The following is a 19,294-nucleotide window of genomic DNA, read 5'->3' on the forward strand; positions in this document are numbered from 1 at the left end:
CGACACCCTTCTCGTGGTCGGCCGCGTTCGCCGGGAAGGAGAAGCGACGTGTCCGGCTCAACCACCGAGCTGCCGATCGTGGTGCTCAACGCTCTCATGCCCACGAGTCAGCGTCTGGTGATCAACCGTCGGGGTTCCTCGGTCTGGGACGTGGAGGGCGAGCGCGGCCGGTATGCGGTGAAGCTCGGTTATCCCATCGAGGCGACGCCCGAATGGCCTGCCCAGCCCTGGACGGCACTCGCACCCGCACGCGAAGGTGCCGTCCTGAACCGCCTCGGCTTCGAGGAAATCGGGTACGGCGAGTGGGAACACGGAACCTGGAACTTCCAGCCGTGGCGCGAAGGGCCGGACCTGTACAGCTTGTGGGAGCCCTGCCGACGGGCAGAACCGCCCTTCGAGCCGCACGCCAGCGTGGCCTTGGGATGCGTCGAAGCGCTGACCGAACTCCACGCCAAGGGCTGGGCTCACGGTGACGTACAACCCGCTCACTTCATCATCGCGCCGGAACGGACACACCTCATCGATCTCGCTCTAGCTCATGGCGGACGTGTGCCCGAGAGGTACGACTTCCCCTTCCGCGGCTGCCTCGTCCACTACGAGGCGCCGGAGATCTCGCGCAGTGTGCTCGCGACAGGCCAGGCCGAGCCCACGCAGGAGGCAGACGTCTACGCGCTCGGCGCATCCCTGCTCATCTCTGCCACGGGCTGGCGGGCCGTCGAGTACCCCGATGACGCTCCGCGTCCTGTCCAGCGAGAGGCCGTGGCGAACGGCAAACGGCGACCTGTGAAAGCTCCCGGTGAGCTGGGTGAGCTGATCGAGGCCATGCTCAGCTACGCCCCAGAGGACCGGCCAACCATCTACGAGGTGGGGAAAGCCCTGAGCTGACCCCCAACAACCCAAAGACCGGACCACCCCTCAGCCTGGACAGCGATTCGGGGTGGTCCGGTTCTGGAATCCCTGGTCAGGACCCCGGTGCCGATGGTACCGGGGTGATCGGCGTGCTCTGACTCGGGTACGGCCGCAACCCCTCATGCCCATTGCCGAGTTGGAAGGGACGGCCGTTGCGGATCAACCAACGTTGGAGTGACCTGCGCCACCGAAAGTCAGCCACAGCGGCGGGACCGCCGAACGAGCACCCGTCACGTGTGCCTCCAGCAACCCCGTACCGGCCTCAGCCACGCCTCCTGGGTGTTGCCGACGTGGCTGGGCAACTGGGCTGCCCCTACGGCTCTGCGTGCCATGCGGCTTTGAAAGACGGGCGGTTGGGTGGCGGGTCCTCGCCTGGTGGGTGTCGGCTTGGTCCTGGTGGTCGGGGTGGTCGAGCTGCTTCCTGGTCTGGCTGTCCGCCTTGATCAAGTAAAGAAACTCTGAACAGCTCCGGTGCGCTGGGCCCGTGGCCGGTCGCGCGGCCATGCGCTGGCCCTGTCCTCACGACCGCTCGCGGACTCTCCAGCCGCTTTAAGCCCGCTAGATCCGTGTTCATGCCCATTGGTTCAGGCGAGCGTCGAACTTTATCCACAGGCAGGGGATTGCAGGATGCCGTTTGCGTGGTTGGTCGGGGCTCACCAGTCCACCTCGTGACCGTTTCGTGACCTTGGTCGGCCGCTGATGGTCGGGGTCATGGTCGGTGGTGAGTGCTGAGCTGATTCCGTCGGCGGCCGTCACACCGACTGACTTTCCGGCACCCGGAGCGGCTGAACGGCATACGGGATTCTCACCCGATGGAGAAGTGGCGTGGGTCACAGAAATGAGGGTCGCACCGACCCGGAGTTCCGCACCCCTATAGGCACTCCCCGATGGAGTGAGCGGCGGAACATAGCACGGAAGTGCCGGTTACCCAAACCGGCGATTCCCCGGACTATTGATGGTCCCGGGCGACGACTGGAAGGAAGGCGACGTGAGCGCTACGAGGCGAGATCCCGCTCTGCGGGAGGGCGGAGATTTCACACCTGCCGCATTGCCCGCCTGGCGGGACCCCGCCCTGCGCACGCCTGGCGTGTCCGCTCGGGCCGGTAGATGTAGCTGCACCATACGGATTGCGGCTTGCCAGATGGCACGGGCAAGCCCTGCTCCAGGGCGGGGCAGCCGCCGGGCAAGCCTTCGGGCAAGCCCTCGGCTGTTGGGTGGAGGCAACACGAACAACGGCACGACCGCGAACGGGTGGACATGAACGAGCACGAGACAGCACGTATAGCGGCTCGACTCAAGGAGGTGGAGGAGAAGCTGGCTCAACTAGAGGGTCTGGTGCGTCGGGCCATCGAGAAGAATGCCATTACTTCTTCGGCGACTGCTTCGCCTCCATGACACCGCCCAGCTGCTGGAAGACCTGCAACAGGCTGTCCAGCCTGGCGTTTATGGCATCCAGCCGCTCGCTGAGTTCAATGTATTCCGGCGTGGGCATTCGCCCACCGCTTGCCGCCTCGGGAGCGCCGCCCTTCGGGGCGGACTCTGCGGGCAGAGGGTCGGCGACGAAGTTTCCCCGACCCGGCATGGAGTAAATCAGCCCCTCGTCACGCAGCACGCGCAGCGCGGAACGTGCGGTCATGTTCGCGATCTCGTAAGTCGCTTCCAGGTCACGGGACGAGGGGACCCGCTCACCTGGCTTGAGGCGCCCGGAGCGAATCTGCCGCCGTAGCTCCTCGGCGACCAGGCGGTACGGCGGAGTGTCGGAATCCTTGGGCAGCTTCATAGACCGAGGGTAGCGGGCCTAGCCCGTCTACCGCAGTAGGACCCTGATGCACCTGGATCTTTCCCATGCGCCACTCCCGCTCTGAGTGCGATGAGCGCTAAGCGCTTGACGCACCTATCGGGGGTAGTGCACATTGGATCTCGCTTCGCCGCCTCGGCGGAGCACCTAACGAAAGGACGTAATACCCATGGCCCGTATCCGTGTTGGCCTGCTCCCCACCGCGTCGTTCATGGTCGGCACCATGCCGGTGCCGAAGTACGCGGACGCCGAGAAGACCCAGTTCGCCGTGGACCGGGAGACCGGCGCGAAGCTGATGACGATCACCCTCTTCTTCATGGAGGAGGACCGAGCCGAAGCGCTGAAGATCACCGTTCCGGAGACCGGTCTCCCCAACGGCCTCAAGCCGGGTCTGCCGGTGATGCCGGTGGAGCTGTTCGCCACCCCGTGGGCGCGGATCTTCAACGGCCAGCTCTCGGACGGGATCGCCTACCGCGCCGACCGCCTTGACCTGGTCGGCGGCTCCGCCCCGGCCGCTGAAGCCGCGTGAGCGGCACCGCCTTCCGGTTCGGCGCTGAGCGCAGTTACCCGCTGGCTCACGCCGGACCGGACCCCCGGTTCAGCGAATCCCTCGTCAACTCGGTGGCGGCCGTGCTCGTCGGCTACGGCTACCCCCGCTTCGCCGCCCTGGAGGACTGGGCGGCCCTCGAAACGGCCCTCGCGGCCTTCCTCTACACCCCCAAGGAGCAGTAGATGTCCGTGCAGGAGGTGTTCAGCCTCGCCCCGTTCGTCGCGCTGATCGGCCTCGCCGTGTTCGTCGTGTGGGGCGTGGTGTGGGCGGTCCGCTATCTGCTGGCCGACTCCATGATGCGGGCCAGCATCCGGCAGGCCGTACGAGTGCGCCGCACCTGGAAGCGGTTCGCCGCAATGGCGGGCCTGTCCGTGACGGACAAGACGCCGACCGCCATGGCGTCGCTGTCGAACGCGGATGGCAAGCCGCCCAAGCCCCGGCTCCTGACGCCGACTCTGAAGGTGACGCCGGACCCGTTCGGCGTGATGGTGCAAGCCAACTGCCTGCCGAAGGTGGGCCTGGAGGAGTTCCAGAAGGCCGCGCCCTATATCGCGGACGCCTGGCGGTGCACGCGGGTGTCCGTCGCCCAGAACAAGCCCGGTCAGGTCCTCATCCGTGGCGTGCGTGTCGACCCGCTCATCACCAAGACCGAGCACACCCCTTCCGGCAAGGTCCCGGAGAAGCTGTCGGTGTGGAACCTGGGGGTGGACGAGTACGCCCAGGCAGTGAGTGTCGACCTGGCGGAGGTGCCCGGCGTAACCGTGGCGGGCCTTCCCGGCTTCGGGAAAACCTCGCTGATCAACCGGTTCATCTGCGACACCGCGCCCTCTCCAGCCGTGCAGTTCGCGGTGGCGGACGGCAAGGTGATGGCCGCCCATGAAGGCGACTACGCCGACCTGATGGGACGTCTGTTCGCCTTCGCTGGAAGCGACCTGGAGGAAGCGAACGCTCTGTTCTGGAAGCTGGTCAGGCTGCGGCGCGCCCGGTCCACCGCGATCAAGACCGTCCTTCGTCGCAAGGACATGTGGCACGGCGGGCCGTCCGTCGACTGGCCCTGGGCCGTGCTGATCATCGATGAGGCGCACACCTACTTCCGCGACCACAAGGGCTCTGACAAGGAGACCAAGCGGCTCGCCGCGCTGGCAGCGCAGAACGCCCGCTTGGTGGAGGAGTTGGTGAAGATGGGCCGGAGCGTCGGCATCCTGGTCATCCTCGCTACGCAGAAGAGCACAGGTGACGCCATCCCCACGTTCATCCGCGACGTGTGCCCGGTCGGCCTGTCCTTCGCGCAGAAGACCGCCGATGCGGCCGTGGCCGCCCTGGGCGAAGACATCCGGGACTGGCCCGATGCAAGCCCCACCGTGTTGCAGGAACCGGCGTACGTCGGCGTCGCGGTCATGAAAAGCAGTGGGCAGAAAGGTTTCACCCGCCTGCGTACCCCGTACGTCAGCGAGGACGACTCCGCAGACATCGCCGCACGTACCGCCTACCTCACCGCCGATCCGGCCGACCTGCTTGCCGCTCAGCTCCCCGGCATCGACCTCACGAAAACGGGCTCGGACGGCGACTCCATCCCGCCGCTGGCGGCCTGACCCCGTCCGGCTCGCCGTTCACGAAAGGAGGTGAACTCCCCATGTCCGAGGACCGGATCACCCAACGCACCGTGACCGTCGTCATGGGCATCATCGCCCTCCTGGCGTTCGTCTTCTCCTTCGGCAACGTCTGGGCTCTGGCCCTGCGCCTCGGCGTTCCTTCCCCCATCGCACCCCTGATCGCCCCCATGGTCGACCTGTCCGTGGTCGGGCTCCTGGTGGCCTTGCGCTACCTCTCCCTGCGCGGCGTCCCGCCCGAGCAGATGAAAGCGGCCACGCGACTCATGCACGTCTCGGGGCTACTGACCCTCGCCCTCAACGTCGCCGAACCCATCGCCGCGGGGCACTACGGCCGCGCCGCTGTGGATGCCGTGGCTCCCCTGCTCCTCCTCGGGTGGGGAGCGGTCGGCCCTCAGCTCCTCCGCTCCTTCCACGCGGTCACCATCAGCGCCACCGTTCCGGCCACGGCTGCCGAGACGGAACCGCCCCAAGGGCCCAACCCCGCCTCCATTGAGACGGAACGCGCCTCGGTGCCTCCCCTTCTCGTCGCCCCGGAATCGGCCCCCGTCGCTTCGGTCGCTGCTCCTGCCCCTGCCCCTGCCCCTGCGGTCAAGGTGCCTGAGCCGCTGCTCACCGAAGCTCGCTCCATCGCCGCGTCGCATCATGCCGAGCACGGCGAGCCCATCACAGCGGCTCAGCTCAAAAGGCGGCTCGGCATTGGCTTGCCCATGGCCACCGCCCTGCACGCCGCCCTGTAGCGCCGCTCCCTCCGCTGGCCTCCCCAGCACCTCCCACCCCACGCCCACCCCTGGGCCCACCACGTCATGCCTGCGGGCAGCAGCCCGAGCGCACTGATCGCTGCTGCCCGCAGGCCCCACCCTCACGCCAGAAGGGAGACCCCGCCACCCATGCGCCGCCCCCTCGACCTGCGCCACGTGATCAGCCCCAGCGTGCGGGACCTGATCGAACTGGCCAACACCCACGACTTCGACCGCGTCACCGAACAGGTCCGCAACCTGCGCGGCTGCACCCGCCCCGTCAACCTCCACGGCTGGACGGTCACCACCGACCCGGCCACCAAGGATGTGGTCCGCTCCTACCGCTCCGAAGACGAACCCTCCGGACGACTGCTGACCACCTGCGGGAACCGCCGCGCATCCCGCTGCCCCACCTGCTCACGGGTGTACGCCGCCGACACCTACCACCTGATCAAGGCCGGACTGTCCGGTGGCAAGAACGTCGCCGAAACCGTCCGTGGCCACCCCCGCGCCTTCGTCACCCTCACCGCCCCCTCCTTCGGCCCCGTCCACCGCAACACCGACCGTGCGGGCAAGCCCTGCCGCTGCGGCATCCACCACCCCGACGACGACCCGGCGCTGAGCACCCCACTGGACCCGGCCACCTACGACTACACCGGTGCGGTGCTCTGGAACGCCCACGCCGGACAGCTCTGGGCACGCTTCACCACCTACCTGCGCCGCGCCCTGGCCGAACACCTCGGCATAACCCAGAAGGCGCTGAACGCCGCCCTCCGCGTCTCCTTCGCCAAGGTCGCCGAGTACCAGAAGCGCGGTCTGGTCCACTTCCACGCCGTGATCCGCTTCGACGGGCCCGACGGTCACACCACGCCGCCCCCGCCCTGGGCCACCTTCGATGCCCTGAGCGCCGCCGTGGGCCTGGCCGTCGAGCGTGCCCGGCTCATCGTCGCCTCCGACGCCATCGGCGAACGGGTCATCGCCTGGGGCGGCCGGTTCAAGGTCGACTCCATCACGGCCCTGGGCGACGGCGAACTCACGGACGCCAGGGTTGCCGAGTACACAGACGCCAAGGTCGCCGGATACGTCGCCAAGTACGCCACCAAGAACGCCGAAGGTGCGGGCACCGTAGACCGCACGCTGATGTGCCATCCGTGCGCTGGACGCGGCTACGTACGCGGGCCCTCCCAACTCCCGAACCGCTGCGCCGACTGCCACGGCACCGGGCAGGCCGAACCCATCAAGTCCCTGCCCATCCACCAGCACGCACGGCAGATGATCCGTACCGCCTGGGCCCTCGGACACCTCCCCGAGTTCGCCCACCTCAAGCTCTGGAAGTGGGCCCACATGCTCGGCTTCCGCGGCCACTTCTCCAGCAAATCCCGCGCCTACTCCACCACCCTCGGCGCACTGCGCGACGTACGCCGCGCCTGGCGCCTCGCCCAAGCCGAAGCCGCTCGTGCCCGCGCTGGCCTGCCCGCCAGTGACGAGCACACCACCCTTGTCACCACCTCCTCGTGGACCTATCTCAGCAGCGGCTACCGCCCCGGCGAAGAACTCCTCGCCGCCCAGGTCCGCCACGACATCGCTCACACCCAACGCCTCAAGCAGGAAGGACTGGTGCCCGCATGACGACGGCCGTACTCACCGTGGACCAGGTGGCGGAGCGTCTCGGCATCAGCCGATGGAAGGTCCACGACCTGATCCGCTCCCGCGAACTCACCTCCTTCAAGATCGGCCGCTGCCGCCGCATAAGCGAGACCGCCGTGCACGCCTACATATCGCTCCGCACCGAACAGGAAGCCGCCTGATGGCCAAGCCGAAGAAGAACGCCAATAACGAGGGCACCATCTACCAGCGGAAGGACGGCCGCTGGGAGGGCAGTGCCTACGTTCTGACGACGGACGGCACGTACAAGCGGCGCAGCGTCTACGGCAAGACCTGGGACGAAGCACACGAGAAGCTGACCAAACTCAAGGCCGACTCCCTGAACGGTCTGCCGGTCGCCACCAACAAGATGACCATCTCCCAGTACCTGACGTACTGGCTCGCGAACGTCGCCAAGGGCAAGGTGCGCAGGACGACATACGTCAACTACGAATCCCTCGTCCGCAACTACATCACCCCCGAGTTCGGTAGGAAGAAACTGACCCGGCTCACCGCCCGCGACATCCGGGCCTTCCTGACCAAGACGGCGGCCACCTGCCAGTGCTGCGCCCAGGGCAAGGACAAAAAGCGGCCCGAGCACAAGCGGCGCTGCTGCGCCCTCGGCAAGTGCTGCAAGAAGCTCCCCTCTGACCGCACCGTCCGCTTCCTGCTGGTAATCCTGCGGGCCGCTCTCCAACACGCCGTACGTGAAGACGAGTTGCCCCGCAACGTGGCCCGGAACGTGGAGCTGAGCATGGGAACGAAGCGCGAGATCGAGCCGCTCACGGCCAAGGAGGGGCGTCAGCTCCTAGCGGCGGCCCGTGACAACCGGCTGTGGGCCACGTACGAACTGGCGGTCCGCATCGGCCTGCGGCGCGGTGAGCTGCTGGGGCTGCGTTGGTCGGACGTGGATCTCCACGAAGGCGTCCTCACCGTCCGGCAGGCCCTACAGCGGGTCGGCGGCGAACTGCTGATCGTCGCGCCGAAGACTCAACGGTCGGCCCGTCGCGTGGCCCTGCCGCCCGAATGTGTGACCGCGCTCCGTGCTCAGCGCGCCCAGCAGACTGCCGACCGAAAGGCCGCTGGTGCCAACTGGAAGGGGACGGGCCAGGGCCTCGTCTTCACCACGAAGAACGGGACCCCCATCGAGCCGCGCAACCTGAACCGGTCCTTCGAGGCTCTGTGCGCTCGCGCCGGAGTCCGTAGGGTCCGCTTCCACGATCTGCGCCACACCTGCGCTTCCTTGCTGCACGAACAGGGCGCCGACGCTCGCATGATCATGGAAGTCCTGGGCCACAGCTCCATCCGCGTGACCATGGACATCTACACCTTCGTACGGCTCGACTCTCAGCGCTCGGCGTTCGATCGCGTCGGGGATGCCTTGAGGGATGACGGCAACGAAACGGACGATGACGACGGCGCGGCCGGTGTCCCCGTAGCCGTGTGATCGCCTCCTGAAGGCGGTTGCCGTCAAACACTGCCGTCAAGGCAAAAGCCAGAGGCCCTGTGGATCACTCCATAGGGCCTCTGGCCTGCTGCGCACTCGGCAGGATTCGAACCTGCAACCTTCTGATCCGTAGTCAGATGCTCTATCCGTTAAGCTACGAGTGCTTGTCTTCTGTTTTCCTGTCTCCGCTCCCGGCCCTTTCGGCCCGCTCGCGGCGACAGGAAGAACATTACATGACTGCCGCCGTCATGTGAAATCCGTTTGCGCTACCCCTTGTGACCTGCGAAAACGCCTCTTCGGGGCGTGCGGGCCGGGGGAACGCCGAAGCCCCGGCCGTGCGGGCCGGGGGAACGCCGAAGCCCCGGCCGTGCGGGCCGGGGGAACGCCGAAGCCCCGGCCGTGCGGGCCGGGGCTTCGGGATCATGCGCGGAGGCGGAGGGATTTGAACCCTCGATGGGGGGTAAACCCCAAACCGCATTAGCAGTGCGGCGCCATAGACCGGACTAGGCGACGCCTCCAGCACAACCGCTCGCGCGAGCGCGAATGGTGCGTGCAGATGATGACACAGTCGAGCGCGGTGTCACCAATCGGCTCCCACGGTACTAGGCAGGTGGTGCGCAGGGCAAAGGCGTTCCCGGGGCGAGCCACGGGTGGTTCCCGCGGGGTCCGGTCGCGCAACGCAACGGGGTCCGCCGCGTTAGGCAGGGCATGTCTCAGGTCATGTTCTCCGGCGCCGTGCGCCGGGTTGTGCTCGCCGCCGCCGTCGTCGGGATGGGTTCGGCCGTGGTCCCGTTCGCCGGAGCACCCGCGGCGTACGGGGCGCACGGGCGGGGTGCCGGGGATCACCTCACGGTGACGGTGCGGGACGCGGGGGCTGAGGTGGACGGGACGTACGAGGTGCGGTGCGGTGCGTCGTACGCGCTTCGGGCGTCCGGGCGCCATCCCGATCCCTCCGGCGCCTGTCGTGCCGTACGGCGGAACTCCCGGGCCGGGGCCGACGCCTTCGCGACCGTGCCGGGAGGCACCGTCTGCACCCTGCAGTACGGCGGTCCCGCCACCGCTCATGTCACCGGGACCTGGGGCGGGCGGGCCGTCGACGCCACGTTCGACCGGAGCAATGGGTGTGAGATCGGACGGTGGGACCGGTTGGTGCCGCTACTGCCCGATCTGGGCAGGTGAGGAGGCGGTCCCGGGCGGCGACCGTTCCGTGGAGGTTTCGCGACCGCCCGACGAGGGCCGCATGGAGGCCCCGGTGACGCCGGGGCGCCGGTCACCGGGTCGTGCGACCTCTCTCTCATCCGGCGTCGCGAGCGCAACCGCAGCCCTTAGACTCCCTCGCGTGACACGTCGCGGGCCCCTTGGCAAGATGGCCCGAGCGGTCGGCTAGATGCGGTAACAGGGAGGAAGCGTCTCGTGAGCAGCAGGCCATCCCGAGGCGCTGCTCGCCTCGCAGCCATACTGGACGCGCTTCCCGACGCGTTGGTCCTGGTCAACGCCAACGGCACCGTCGTCAACGCCAACACCATCGCGCTGGAGGCCTTCGAGGCGCCCGGCACCGCGCTCGTCGGCCGTGGTCTGCTGGATCTGCTGCCGCAGTTCGACTCGAAGCTGATCCCGGGCTCCATGCGGCGGCCCGACCACATCGACCCGCGGGCCCGGACCAAGCCGACCCGGATGATCGCGCGCCGGACCGACGGGAGCGAGTTCCCGGTCGAGGTCACCAGCGCCAATCTGGAGAACCCCGGCCAGCAGGCCTACGACAGTCACGGCTACGGCTCCGACGAACTGCTGATGCTCGTCGTACGCGATCTGTCCGGGACCGTCGACACCGAGGCGGAGCTGGCCCGGTCGCAGCGGCAGACGGAGATGATCCTGCGGGCGGCCTCCGAGGGCGTCGTCGGCACGGACACCGACGGCCGGGTCGTCCTCGTCAACCCCGCCGCCGCGCAGATCCTCGGCTACCGGGCCAGCGAGCTGGGCGGCAAGGAGCTGCACACCCTCGTCCTGCACTCCCGCGCCGACGGCTCGCCGTTCCCGTACGGGGAGTCCCCGCTCGCGGACACCCTGCGCTCCGGGCGCAAGCACCGGGTGCGCGGGCAGGTCGTGTGGGCCAAGAACGGCGACAAGCTGCCCGTCGACCTGACGACCGCGCCGGTGCGTGACGGGGACCAGCTGGTCGGCGCCGTCATGACGTTCACCGACCGGCGGCCCTACGACGCGCTCGCCGAGGAGAAGGCGGCGCTGGAGAAGCGGCACGCGGAGGAGGTGGAGCGGCTCGCCGGGGAGCACGCCTCCGACCTGACCGCCCTGCGCCAGCAGCACGTGGCCGAGCTGGAGGACCTGCGCGAGCAGCACGCCGAGGAGCTGGCGGCGGGCGAGGAGCGGTACGCCGCCCTCGGGGAGCGGGAGAAGGACCGCTACGAGGCCCTCGCCGGGCGGCACGAGCAACTGCTGACGCTGCTCGGGCGGTCGCTGCGCGGGCCGCTGGACGAGTTGCGGCGTGAGCTGGCCGCCCTGGCCGCGGACGACGCCGGGCAGTTGTGGCCCGAGGCCAACCAGGTGCTGCACCACCTGTCGGCGGGCTATTCGCGGATCACCACCCTCATCGACAACGTCCTCGGCTACCAGCGGCTGGACGCCGGGGCCGAGGACGTCGTCCGTACGAAGGTGATGCTCGACTCCGTGGTCGCGGCGGGTGTCGACGGTGCCGTCGACCTCATCGGGCCGGGGCGGGTGCAGTTCGCCGTGCACGCGCCGCCGATCGAGGCCGAGGTCGACGCGCGGCTGCTCGCCACCGCCCTCGCCCACCTGGTCGCCGATGTCGCCGGGGTCGACGCGACCGGCAACACACCGGTGGCCACGGGCGGTTACCTGGACAACACCGTCGTCGTGGCGGCGGCGCAGCGCGGCGAGTCCGTGCGGATCGAGGTGCGCGGGCCGTACGCCGGCGGGGACGCCGTGCACGAGCCCATCGTGCGGGGGATCGTGCGCGCCCACGGCGGTGTGCTCCAGACGCACGAGGTGCCGGGGATGAGCGGGAACGCCTACGTCCTCGAGGTGCCGATCGGGGGTGGCGCCGGGGTCGTCGCGCCCCAGGCGGGGGTCGTGGCCGTGGCCGGGGGTACGGCTCCGGGCGACGGGACCGAGGGCGGTCCGGGTGGTCCGGGTGGTCCGGGTACGGCCGTGGAGGCTGCCGCCGTCGGTGGCGGTGGGCGGCGCCGGGCCCGGCGGTCCTCCGTGGACGCCTTCCTGGAGAGCGAGGTCGCGGGCGGCGGTGCCGAGACGGAAGGCGTGGCGGAGGGCGTGGCGCCCACCGGGCGTCGGCGTCGGCGTGCCGCCGCGTCCGCCTCCGCCGAGGCGGTGGAGTCCGCGTCCCCGGCCGCCGCTGCCGGGAGCGCTCCGGTTCCGGACGCGGGCCTTGCTCCCGCTCCGGCCAACAGCGGTACCGGGCGGCGGCGTGGACGGCCCGCCGAGGACGCTGCCGCCGCCGCACGGGCGCAGGTGGCTCTGCCGCAGACCGCCCTGCCCCAGAACGCCCTGCCCCAGGCGGCCCTGCCCCAGGCGGTCGCTCCCGGGGCCGCCGCCGAGGGTGCCGTGGTCACCGCCGCCGAGCATGCGGCCGGGGCCGCGGCCTCCGGGACCGGGCTCGGTGGGACCGTGCCGCCGCAGGGCGTGCCCGCGGGCGGGGGGCGGCGCGGGCGGCGTGCCGCCGATCCGCAGCAGGCCCAGCCTCAGCCTCAGCCCCCGTCACCGAATCCGTCGCAGTCGCAACCGCACGCGCTGCCGCCCGCGCTGCCCGTCTCCGCCGACGCGGGCGTGGCCGCGCCGGGTGCCGTCGAGGACGACCAGCCGACCGGACGCCGGCGGCGGGCGCTCGCCGCGGCGCAGGAGCGTGCGGCGGCTCAGGAGGCGGGGCCGCGTACGGTGTTCGCCCTGCCGCCCGCCGACGCCGACCGGGCGCCGACCGCCGAGGCACCGACGCCGGGGCCCGCGCCCGGTTCGGTCGCACCCGGTTCGGTCGCACCCGCGCAGATGCCCGCACCCGGTTCGATCCCGTCGGCCCAGATGCCCGCACCCACCCCAGTACCGCCGGCCCAGATGCCCGCCCCTGGTTCGGTACCACCCGCGCAGATGCCCGCCCCAGGTTCGGTACCACCGGCCCAGATGCCCGCGCCCGGCCCGGTGCCGCCCGCGCCGATGCCGATGCCCGCGCCCGTCCCGCCCGCGCAGATCCCGGCCCAGGGGCCGGGTCCGGCCGCCGCCGACGGCGGTGTCGCCGCGGGGGAGCACGGGCGCCATGACGCCGTACCGCACGACCAGAGCGACGACCACACCCCGCCGCAGCCGCATCCCACGGGTGCGCCGACGGGGCGGCGGCGACGGGCCGTGGCCCAGCCGTCCGCGCAGGCCTCCGCGCAGGCCTCCGAGGCGGGCCCGGTGGCCACTCCGGCTCCGGCGGTCGCCAACCCCGCCCCCGCCGCGGCGAATCCGGCCCCGGCGGCAGGGGTCGTACCCCCGCAGGGTGCTCCGCAGCCCGCACCGGCCGCCGCCGACGCGGGCGTGGCCGCGCCGGGGCACACCGTCACCGCGCCCGCGGCCCAGCCGGTCGCCCCGCCCGTTCCCGGTCAGCCGCTCCCGGCCGAATCCGCCACCGCCGGGGGTACGGCCGTACCCCCGGCCCCGGCTCCCGCCGTGACCGCGACGCCCGCGCCCGGTACCCCGCTGCCCCCGGCCGCTCCCGCGCAGCCCCGGGCCGCGCAGCCCCGGGCCGCGCAGCCGCTGCCCGCCGAGGCGTCGGCGCCGGAAGCGCCCGTGGACCCGAACTCCACCCAGGGCCGGGCGATCAGCGTGCGCACGCTGGGCCAGGGGGTGCCCTTCACCCGGCAGGCCGCGCAGGTGCAGCAGACCTCCGGCGGCGCGGCCGGTACGCCTCCGCCGCACCAGCCGGGCGGCTCCGGGCGGCGCCGCAAGCTGGGGACGCCGCCGGACCCGGCCGCCGCCGGTCGTCCGGAGCTGGGGGCCCGCCCGCATCCGGCGACGGCCGAGCAGCCGCCCGCACCGGCGCAGGCCCAGCCGCAGTCACCGCCCCAGCCGTCGCCGTCGCCGGCCGGGCAGTCGCGGCTCGCGCCGCCCGCGCAGGCGTCCGAGGGCGCCGGACGGTCGTACGCGATAGGCGCGCCGGACAAGAACGCCGCCGAGGGGCCCGAGCCGCTGGACGGGCCGGGTGGCGCGGTCGAGGTGGCGGACCCGCCGCGACCGCGGCCGATGGACGACGAGCTGCCGCCGGAGCCGCTGGACAATCCGCGGCGGCTGCTGGTGTGGCCCGCGCCGGACGTGACGACGCAGCAGGCGCTGAGCGACCGGGGCTACCGGCCGGTGATCGTGCACTCGCGCGAGGAGGTGGACGCGCAGATCGCCGCGTTCCCCGCCGCCCTGTTCGTCGATCCGCTGACGGGACCCATCACGCGTACGGCCCTCCAGTCGCTGCGGCAGGCCGCGGTGGCCGCCGAGGTGCCGGTGATGGTCACGGCGGGGCTCGGACAGGCGACGCGCGAGGCGGCGTACGGCGCCGATCCGGCCGTACTGCTGAAGGCGCTGGCGCCCCGGGACAGTGAGCAGCATCCGCCCCGGGTGCTGCTGATCGAGGAGCACGCGGAGATCGCGCTGGCGCTGACGGCGACGCTGGAGCGGCGTGGGATGCAGGTGGCGCGGGCCGCGAGCGACACGGACGCGGTGACGCTCGCCGGGCAGTTCCGGCCGAACCTCGTGGTGATGGACCTGATGCAGGTGCACCGGCGGCAGGCCGGGATCATCGACTGGCTCCGGGCGAACGGGCAGCTCAACCGCACCCCGCTGGTCGTCTACACGGCCGCCGTCGACCAGGCGGACCTGCCGCGGCTGGCGTCCGGTGAGACGGTGCTGTTCCTCGCGGAGCGGTCCACCAGCGCCGAGGTGCAGGCCCGGATCGTGGACCTGCTGGCCCGCATCGGGACCAACTGACCCCGCCTAGCGGGCGGTGATCCGCCGCGCCGCCTCCTTGATCGAGGCGCGCAGGCGGTCGCCGTCGCTGTCGTCGGCGCCGACCAGGATGCGTTTCATCTGGGGGACGACGGTGGCCCAGTTGGCCATGGCGACGAGCAGGAACAGCAGGTCACGGGCCGGGATGGCGTCACTGACGACGCCCCGGTCCTGGCCGTCCCGGAGGGCGGCGACCTTGCGGGCGTAGTGCTGCTGGCGTTCGTCCTCGTCGGGCAGTTCGGTGGTGCCGTACTCCAGGCCCTCCCAGAAGAGGAGGCGGAGGAGTTCGGGGTGGGCGGCGTGGTAGTCCATCAGCCGGTCCAGCCAGCCCTCGATGTCGTCGGGGTCGACGGGGACGGCGACGGCGAGGTCCAGCATGCACTTGGCGAGGACCTGGGTGAACAGCTCGGCCTTGTTGCCGAAGTAGGCGTAGATGAGCTGCTTGTTGGCCTTGGCCGTGCCCGCGATGCGGTCGATGCGCGCGCCCGCGATGCCGTGCCCGGCGAACTCGTCGATCGCCGCCTGGAAGATCCGGGCCTTGGTGGCCTCGGGGTCCCTTGCTGCCATGGGGACAGGGTAGGGCAGCGGCCGGAATAAGTAACCAACGGTTTGGTTGACAACTAGCGATCCTCAAGCGCAGACTCGGCAGCCGAGTCTCTACCAACCAATTAGTTGGGAACCATGGCACCGCAGCAGTCAGCGACCACCGCGCGCCGCGTCCTCGACCACAGCCGGCCTCCCGCCCGCAAGCGGGACGCCCACGCCCTCTTCCTCGCCCTGATCGCCGTGTGCAGCGCGGTCACGGCCGCCAACATCTACATCGCCGCCCCGCTGCTCACCCTCATCGCCCGCGACTTCGGCTCCACCCCGGCCGGCGTGGCCTGGATCGCCTCCGTCGCCCAGCTCGGTTACGCCGTCGGCCTGCTGTTCTTCGCCCCGCTCGGTGACAGCGTCAACCGGCGCCGCCTGGTCGGCGCCCTCACCCTGGTCACCACGGCCGCCCTGGTCGCCAGCGCCGCGGCACCCGGCACCGGCGCGCTCGCCGTCGCGGTGTTCGTCGCCTCGGCCGCGACCGTCATCCCCCAGCTCCTCGTCCCGCTGGTCGCCGAACGCGCCCCCGCCGCCCGCCGCGCCCGGCATGTCGGGGCCGTCGTCGCGGGCCTGTTCACCGGCATCGTCGCCGCCCGGGTGCTCGGCTCCCTCGCCGGGCAGGCGCTCGGCTGGCGGTGGGTGTTCGCGGGGGCGGCCGTGCTGACGCTGGGGCTCGGGCTCGCGACCGCCGCCGTGCTGCCGACGGCACGACGTCCTCGTGGGGGCGGCCCGTTCTCCGGTCTCGCCACGCTGCCGGGGCTGGTCCGGCACTCGCCCGACCTGTGGCGGGCTTGCCTGCGGCAGGCCGGGATGTTCGGGGCGTGGAGCGCGGTGTGGACCTCGCTGGCGCTGCTGCTGACCGGTGCGCCGTACCACCTGTCCACCGCGACCGCCGGGCTCTTCGGACTCTTCGGACTCACCGCCACCGCGGTGGCGCCGCTCGCGGGCGGACTGGTCGACCGGTTCGGCGCCGCGAAGGTCGTACGGTCGGCGTACGCGGTGGCCGCCGTCTCCGTCCCGCTGTTCTGGGCGGGCGGCCGGGCCCTGTGGGCGCTGTTCCTGGCGGCGATCGCCGTGCACGCCGCCCTGGTCGCCTCCCACGTCGCCAACCAGACCCTCGCCCTGACCACCACCTCCGCCCCGGCCGCCGCCAACACCGCCTACGTCGTCTCCGGCTTCGCGGGCGGCGCCCTCGCCTCAGCCGCCGCGGGCCCCGCCTTCGGCCACTGGGGCTGGGGCGGGGTGTGCGCGGTGGCGGGCGCCTGGCTGCTGGTGGGGTGGGGTGGTACGGCTGTACGGCGGCGGTGAGCCGTACGGCCATGCGGCTCACCGCCCCCCGTCGGGCTCAGAGCTGGGTGACGTCCAGCTCCCCCTGGGCGTACTGCCTGCGCAGCACCTTCTTGTCGAACTTGCCGACGCTGGTCTTCGGGACCGACTCGATGATCGTCCAGCGCTCCGGGAGCTGCCACTTGGCGATCTTGCCCTGCTCGGCGAGGAAGGTGCGCAGGGATTCGAAGTCGGCCGTGGAACCCTCCTTGAGGACGACCGTGGCCAGCGGGCGCTCGCCCCACTTGTCGTCGGGGACGGCGACGACGGCGGCCTCGGCGACCTCGGGGTGTGACATCAGCGCGTTCTCCAGCTCGACGGACGAGATCCACTCGCCGCCGGACTTGATGACGTCCTTGGCCCGGTCGGTGAGGGTGAGGAAGCCGTCCGCGGAGATGGTGCCGACGTCACCGGTCTTCAGCCAGCCGTCCTCGCTGAACTTGTCGGCGGGGCGCAGCGGTTCGGCGTCGGGGCCGTTGTAGTAGGCACCGGCGATCCAGGGGCCGCGGACCTCCAGCTCGCCCGCCGACTCGCCGTCCCAGGGCAGCCGCTCGCCGCCGGGGCCGGTGAGGCGGGCCTCGACGCTGGTGGGGAAGCGGCCCTGGGTGAGGCGGTAGCCGAACTCCTCGTCGGTGCCGACGGCGTGGGCCGGGGGCCGGGCGATGGTGCCGAGCGGGGAGGTCTCCGTCATGCCCCAGGCGTGGCAGACCCGCATGCCCAGCTGGTCGAAGGCCTCCATGAGGGAGGGCGGGCAGGCGGAGCCGCCGATGGTGACCTGGCCGAGGGAGGAGACGTCACGCGGCTTGGCGGTCAGCTCGGCGAGCAGGCCCTGCCAGATGGTGGGGACGGCGGCGGCGTGCGTCGGCTTCTCGCTCTCGATCATCTCGGCGAGCGGCGCGGGCTGGAGGAAGCGGTCCGGCATCAGCATGTTGACGCCGGTCATGAAGGTGGCGTGCGGCAGGCCCCAGGCGTTGACGTGGAACTGGGGGACCACGACGAGGGACGTGTCCTGGTCGGTCAGGCCCATCGACTGGGCCATGTTGACCTGCATGGAGTGCAGGTAGATGGAGCGGTGGCTGTAGACGACGCCCTTGGGGTCGCCGGTGGTGCCGGAGGTGTAGCACATGGCGGCGGCCTGGCGTTCGTCCAGCTCCGGCCAGTCGTACGTGGTCGGCTTGCCCGCGAGCAGGTCCTCGTACTCGTGCACCCGTACGCCGGAGGCCTCGGCCGCCGCGGTCAGCGGCGCGCGGTCGCCTACGCCGAAGACGACGACGTGCTCGACCGTCTTGAGGTGGGGCAGCAGCGGGGTGAGGAGCGGGAGCAGGGTGCCGTTGGCGATGACGACGCGGTCGGCGGCGTGGTTGACGATCCAGGCCAGCTGCTCCGGGGGCAGCCGGAGGTTGAGGGTGTGCAGGACCGCGCCCATGGAGGGGATCGCGAAGTAGGCCTCGACGTGCTCGGCGTTGTTCCAGGCCAGGGTCGCCACCCGGTCGTCGCCCGCCACCCCGAGGTCGTCGCGCAGGGCGTGGGCGAGCTGGGCGGCGCGGGCGCCGATCTCGGCGTAGCTGCGGCGGTGCGGTTCGCCCTCGCCTGTCCAGGTGGTCACCTGCGATGTGCCGTGGATCGTCGACCCATGGGTCAGGATCCTCGAGATCAGCAGCGGTACATCCTGCATGGTGCTCAGCACGGCGTTCCTCCCGGGCGACATTGCCTACGCGACCGCCACGTCCTCCGGTGCCTGCGCGGCGCCGGTTACGCGGCGGTAATGGGTTGCGCTGATTCTGCGCGCATACCGCGTGGTATGTCACTAGTCCCGGGGTGATCGATCAGGTCACGTTAGTGACCAGGATCAGGTCGCGAGAGCGACCAGGTCGGCTCAGGATCGAACAAAGCCCAGCTCAGGGTCGTCGCGCAGCTTGCCGAGCGCACGCGACACGGCCGACTTCACCGTGCCCACGGAGACGTCCAGCACCTCCGCGGTCTGCGCCTCGCTCAGGTCCTCGTAGTACCTGAGGACGACCATGGCGCGCTGTCGCGCGGGCAGTCGCATGATCGCCCGCCACATCGCGTCGTGCAGGGCCTGCCGCTCCGCCGGGTCGCCCGTGCCCGGGACGGGCTCCGGCTCCGGCAGCTCGTCGCAGGCGAACTCGTCGACCTTGCGCTTGCGCCACTGCGAGGTGCGGGTGTTCAGCAGCGCGCGGCGTACATAGCCGTCGAGGGCCCGGTGGTCCTCGATGCGCTCCCAGGCGACGTACGTCTTGGCGAGCGCGGTCTGGAGCAGGTCCTCGGCGTCGCTGGGGTTCGCGGTCAGCGAGCGGGCGGTGCGCAGCAGCACGGGCTGCCGGGCGCGCACGTACGACGAGAAGGACGGGTACGGCGCGTAGGGGCGGGTGGGGAGCGTGGGTGTGGTCTGCCTCGCCGCAGTGGCGGCCTCCGAAGCGCTGGTGCAGACGGGTGTGGTCATGGCTCAACGCTAGGAGCGGGTGCCACCCGCGCGGATCGGCCGGAGGTCCTGAAGGCGAGTCCCCCTCAGGTTGTAGGGCTGGTGCTGGCTGCACCTCCTGTAGGTGGACGGGAGGGGGAGGGGTACTACGGGTTGGCTCATGGCTGATCCCTGAGGGACGGGGTGGGTGAAGCCTGGGGGGACGGGGCCGGTACGCC

15 protein-coding genes and 2 tRNA genes are annotated in these 19,294 nt (G+C 71.1%); 11 read left to right on the plus strand and 6 right to left on the minus strand.

The features are described from left to right. Positions 1 to 48 precede the first annotated feature (48 nt). Positions 49 to 885, plus strand: coding sequence for a protein kinase (locus KBY47_RS21890; protein WP_210923250.1), 837 nt, complete (start codon positions 49 to 51; stop codon positions 883 to 885). Between the two features lie 1,387 nt (positions 886 to 2,272). Here the strand turns inward: KBY47_RS21890 and KBY47_RS21895 are convergent. Continuing rightward, on the minus strand, positions 2,273 to 2,689 hold the full coding sequence (locus KBY47_RS21895; protein WP_210923251.1) for a GntR family transcriptional regulator: 417 nt from the start codon (positions 2,687 to 2,689) through the stop codon (positions 2,273 to 2,275). 187 nt (positions 2,690 to 2,876) lie between these two features. Here KBY47_RS21895 and KBY47_RS21900 point away from each other — a divergent pair, with 187 nt between their 5' ends. The 7 genes from KBY47_RS21900 to xerC all read left to right on the plus strand — a co-directional run bounded on the left by KBY47_RS21900 (position 2,877) and on the right by xerC (position 8,698). Then, on the plus strand, positions 2,877 to 3,236 hold the full coding sequence (locus tag KBY47_RS21900) for a hypothetical protein (protein ID WP_210923254.1): 360 nt from the start codon (positions 2,877 to 2,879) through the stop codon (positions 3,234 to 3,236). Next, on the plus strand, positions 3,233 to 3,439 hold the full coding sequence (locus KBY47_RS21905) for a hypothetical protein (protein ID WP_210923256.1): 207 nt from the start codon (positions 3,233 to 3,235) through the stop codon (positions 3,437 to 3,439). The genes KBY47_RS21900 and KBY47_RS21905 overlap by 4 nt, the downstream gene beginning before the upstream one ends. After that, entirely contained in the window at positions 3,440 to 4,849 is a 1,410-nt protein-coding gene (locus KBY47_RS21910) for a cell division protein FtsK (RefSeq protein ID WP_210923263.1), read from the plus strand. A 41-nt stretch (positions 4,850 to 4,890) separates the two neighbouring features. Next, positions 4,891 to 5,607 carry a DUF2637 domain-containing protein gene (locus KBY47_RS21915; protein WP_210923267.1) on the plus strand — a complete coding sequence of 239 codons (717 nt, stop codon included), beginning with the start codon at positions 4,891 to 4,893 and terminating at the stop codon, positions 5,605 to 5,607. A gap of 150 nt (positions 5,608 to 5,757) precedes the next feature. Continuing rightward, entirely contained in the window at positions 5,758 to 7,236 is a 1,479-nt protein-coding gene (locus KBY47_RS21920; protein WP_210923269.1) for a replication initiator, read from the plus strand. Continuing rightward, complete coding sequence (locus tag KBY47_RS21925; RefSeq protein ID WP_210923271.1) at positions 7,233 to 7,415, plus strand: helix-turn-helix domain-containing protein; 183 nt, start codon at positions 7,233 to 7,235, stop codon at positions 7,413 to 7,415. Before KBY47_RS21920 ends, KBY47_RS21925 begins: the two co-directional genes overlap by 4 nt. Beyond that, complete coding sequence (xerC, locus tag KBY47_RS21930) at positions 7,415 to 8,698, plus strand: tyrosine recombinase XerC (protein ID WP_210923273.1); 1,284 nt, start codon at positions 7,415 to 7,417, stop codon at positions 8,696 to 8,698. The genes KBY47_RS21925 and xerC overlap by 1 nt, the downstream gene beginning before the upstream one ends. A 91-nt stretch (positions 8,699 to 8,789) precedes the next feature. Here the strand turns inward: xerC and KBY47_RS21935 are convergent. Together KBY47_RS21935 and KBY47_RS21940 are read right to left on the minus strand one after the other, a co-directional pair. After that, a tRNA-Arg gene (locus KBY47_RS21935) sits at positions 8,790 to 8,862 on the minus strand. Between the two features lie 263 nt (positions 8,863 to 9,125). Next, a tRNA-Ser gene (locus KBY47_RS21940) sits at positions 9,126 to 9,216 on the minus strand. A 190-nt stretch (positions 9,217 to 9,406) separates the two neighbouring features. Here KBY47_RS21940 and KBY47_RS21945 point away from each other — a divergent pair. Together KBY47_RS21945 and KBY47_RS21950 are read left to right on the plus strand one after the other, a co-directional pair. Beyond that, entirely contained in the window at positions 9,407 to 9,877 is a 471-nt protein-coding gene (locus KBY47_RS21945; protein WP_210923275.1) for an SSI family serine proteinase inhibitor, read from the plus strand. A gap of 234 nt (positions 9,878 to 10,111) precedes the next feature. Then, entirely contained in the window at positions 10,112 to 14,698 is a 4,587-nt protein-coding gene (locus KBY47_RS21950) for a PAS domain-containing protein (protein ID WP_210923278.1), read from the plus strand. A 6-nt stretch (positions 14,699 to 14,704) separates the two neighbouring features. On the opposite strand, the gene KBY47_RS21955 is transcribed toward KBY47_RS21950, so the two are convergent. Beyond that, positions 14,705 to 15,283, minus strand: a complete 579-nt coding sequence (locus tag KBY47_RS21955; protein WP_210923281.1) for a TetR family transcriptional regulator — start codon at positions 15,281 to 15,283, stop codon at positions 14,705 to 14,707. Between the two features lie 114 nt (positions 15,284 to 15,397). Between KBY47_RS21955 and KBY47_RS21960 the strand changes: the two genes are divergently transcribed. Further along, positions 15,398 to 16,615: an MFS transporter gene (locus KBY47_RS21960; RefSeq protein ID WP_210923283.1), complete on the plus strand. Its 1,218-nt coding sequence runs from the start codon at positions 15,398 to 15,400 to the stop codon at positions 16,613 to 16,615. 37 nt (positions 16,616 to 16,652) lie between these two features. Here KBY47_RS21960 and KBY47_RS21965 read toward each other — a convergent pair whose 3' ends face one another. Further along, positions 16,653 to 18,341: a long-chain fatty acid--CoA ligase gene (locus KBY47_RS21965; protein ID WP_210923285.1), complete on the minus strand. Its 1,689-nt coding sequence runs from the start codon at positions 18,339 to 18,341 to the stop codon at positions 16,653 to 16,655. Between the two features lie 168 nt (positions 18,342 to 18,509). Further along, entirely contained in the window at positions 18,510 to 19,097 is a 588-nt protein-coding gene (locus KBY47_RS21970) for a SigE family RNA polymerase sigma factor (protein WP_210923287.1), read from the minus strand. Between the last annotated feature and the right edge of the window lie 197 nt (positions 19,098 to 19,294).

Source organism: Streptomyces sp. B93, assembly GCF_018070565.1.
Taxonomy (GTDB): Bacteria; Actinomycetota; Actinomycetes; order Streptomycetales; family Streptomycetaceae; genus Streptomyces.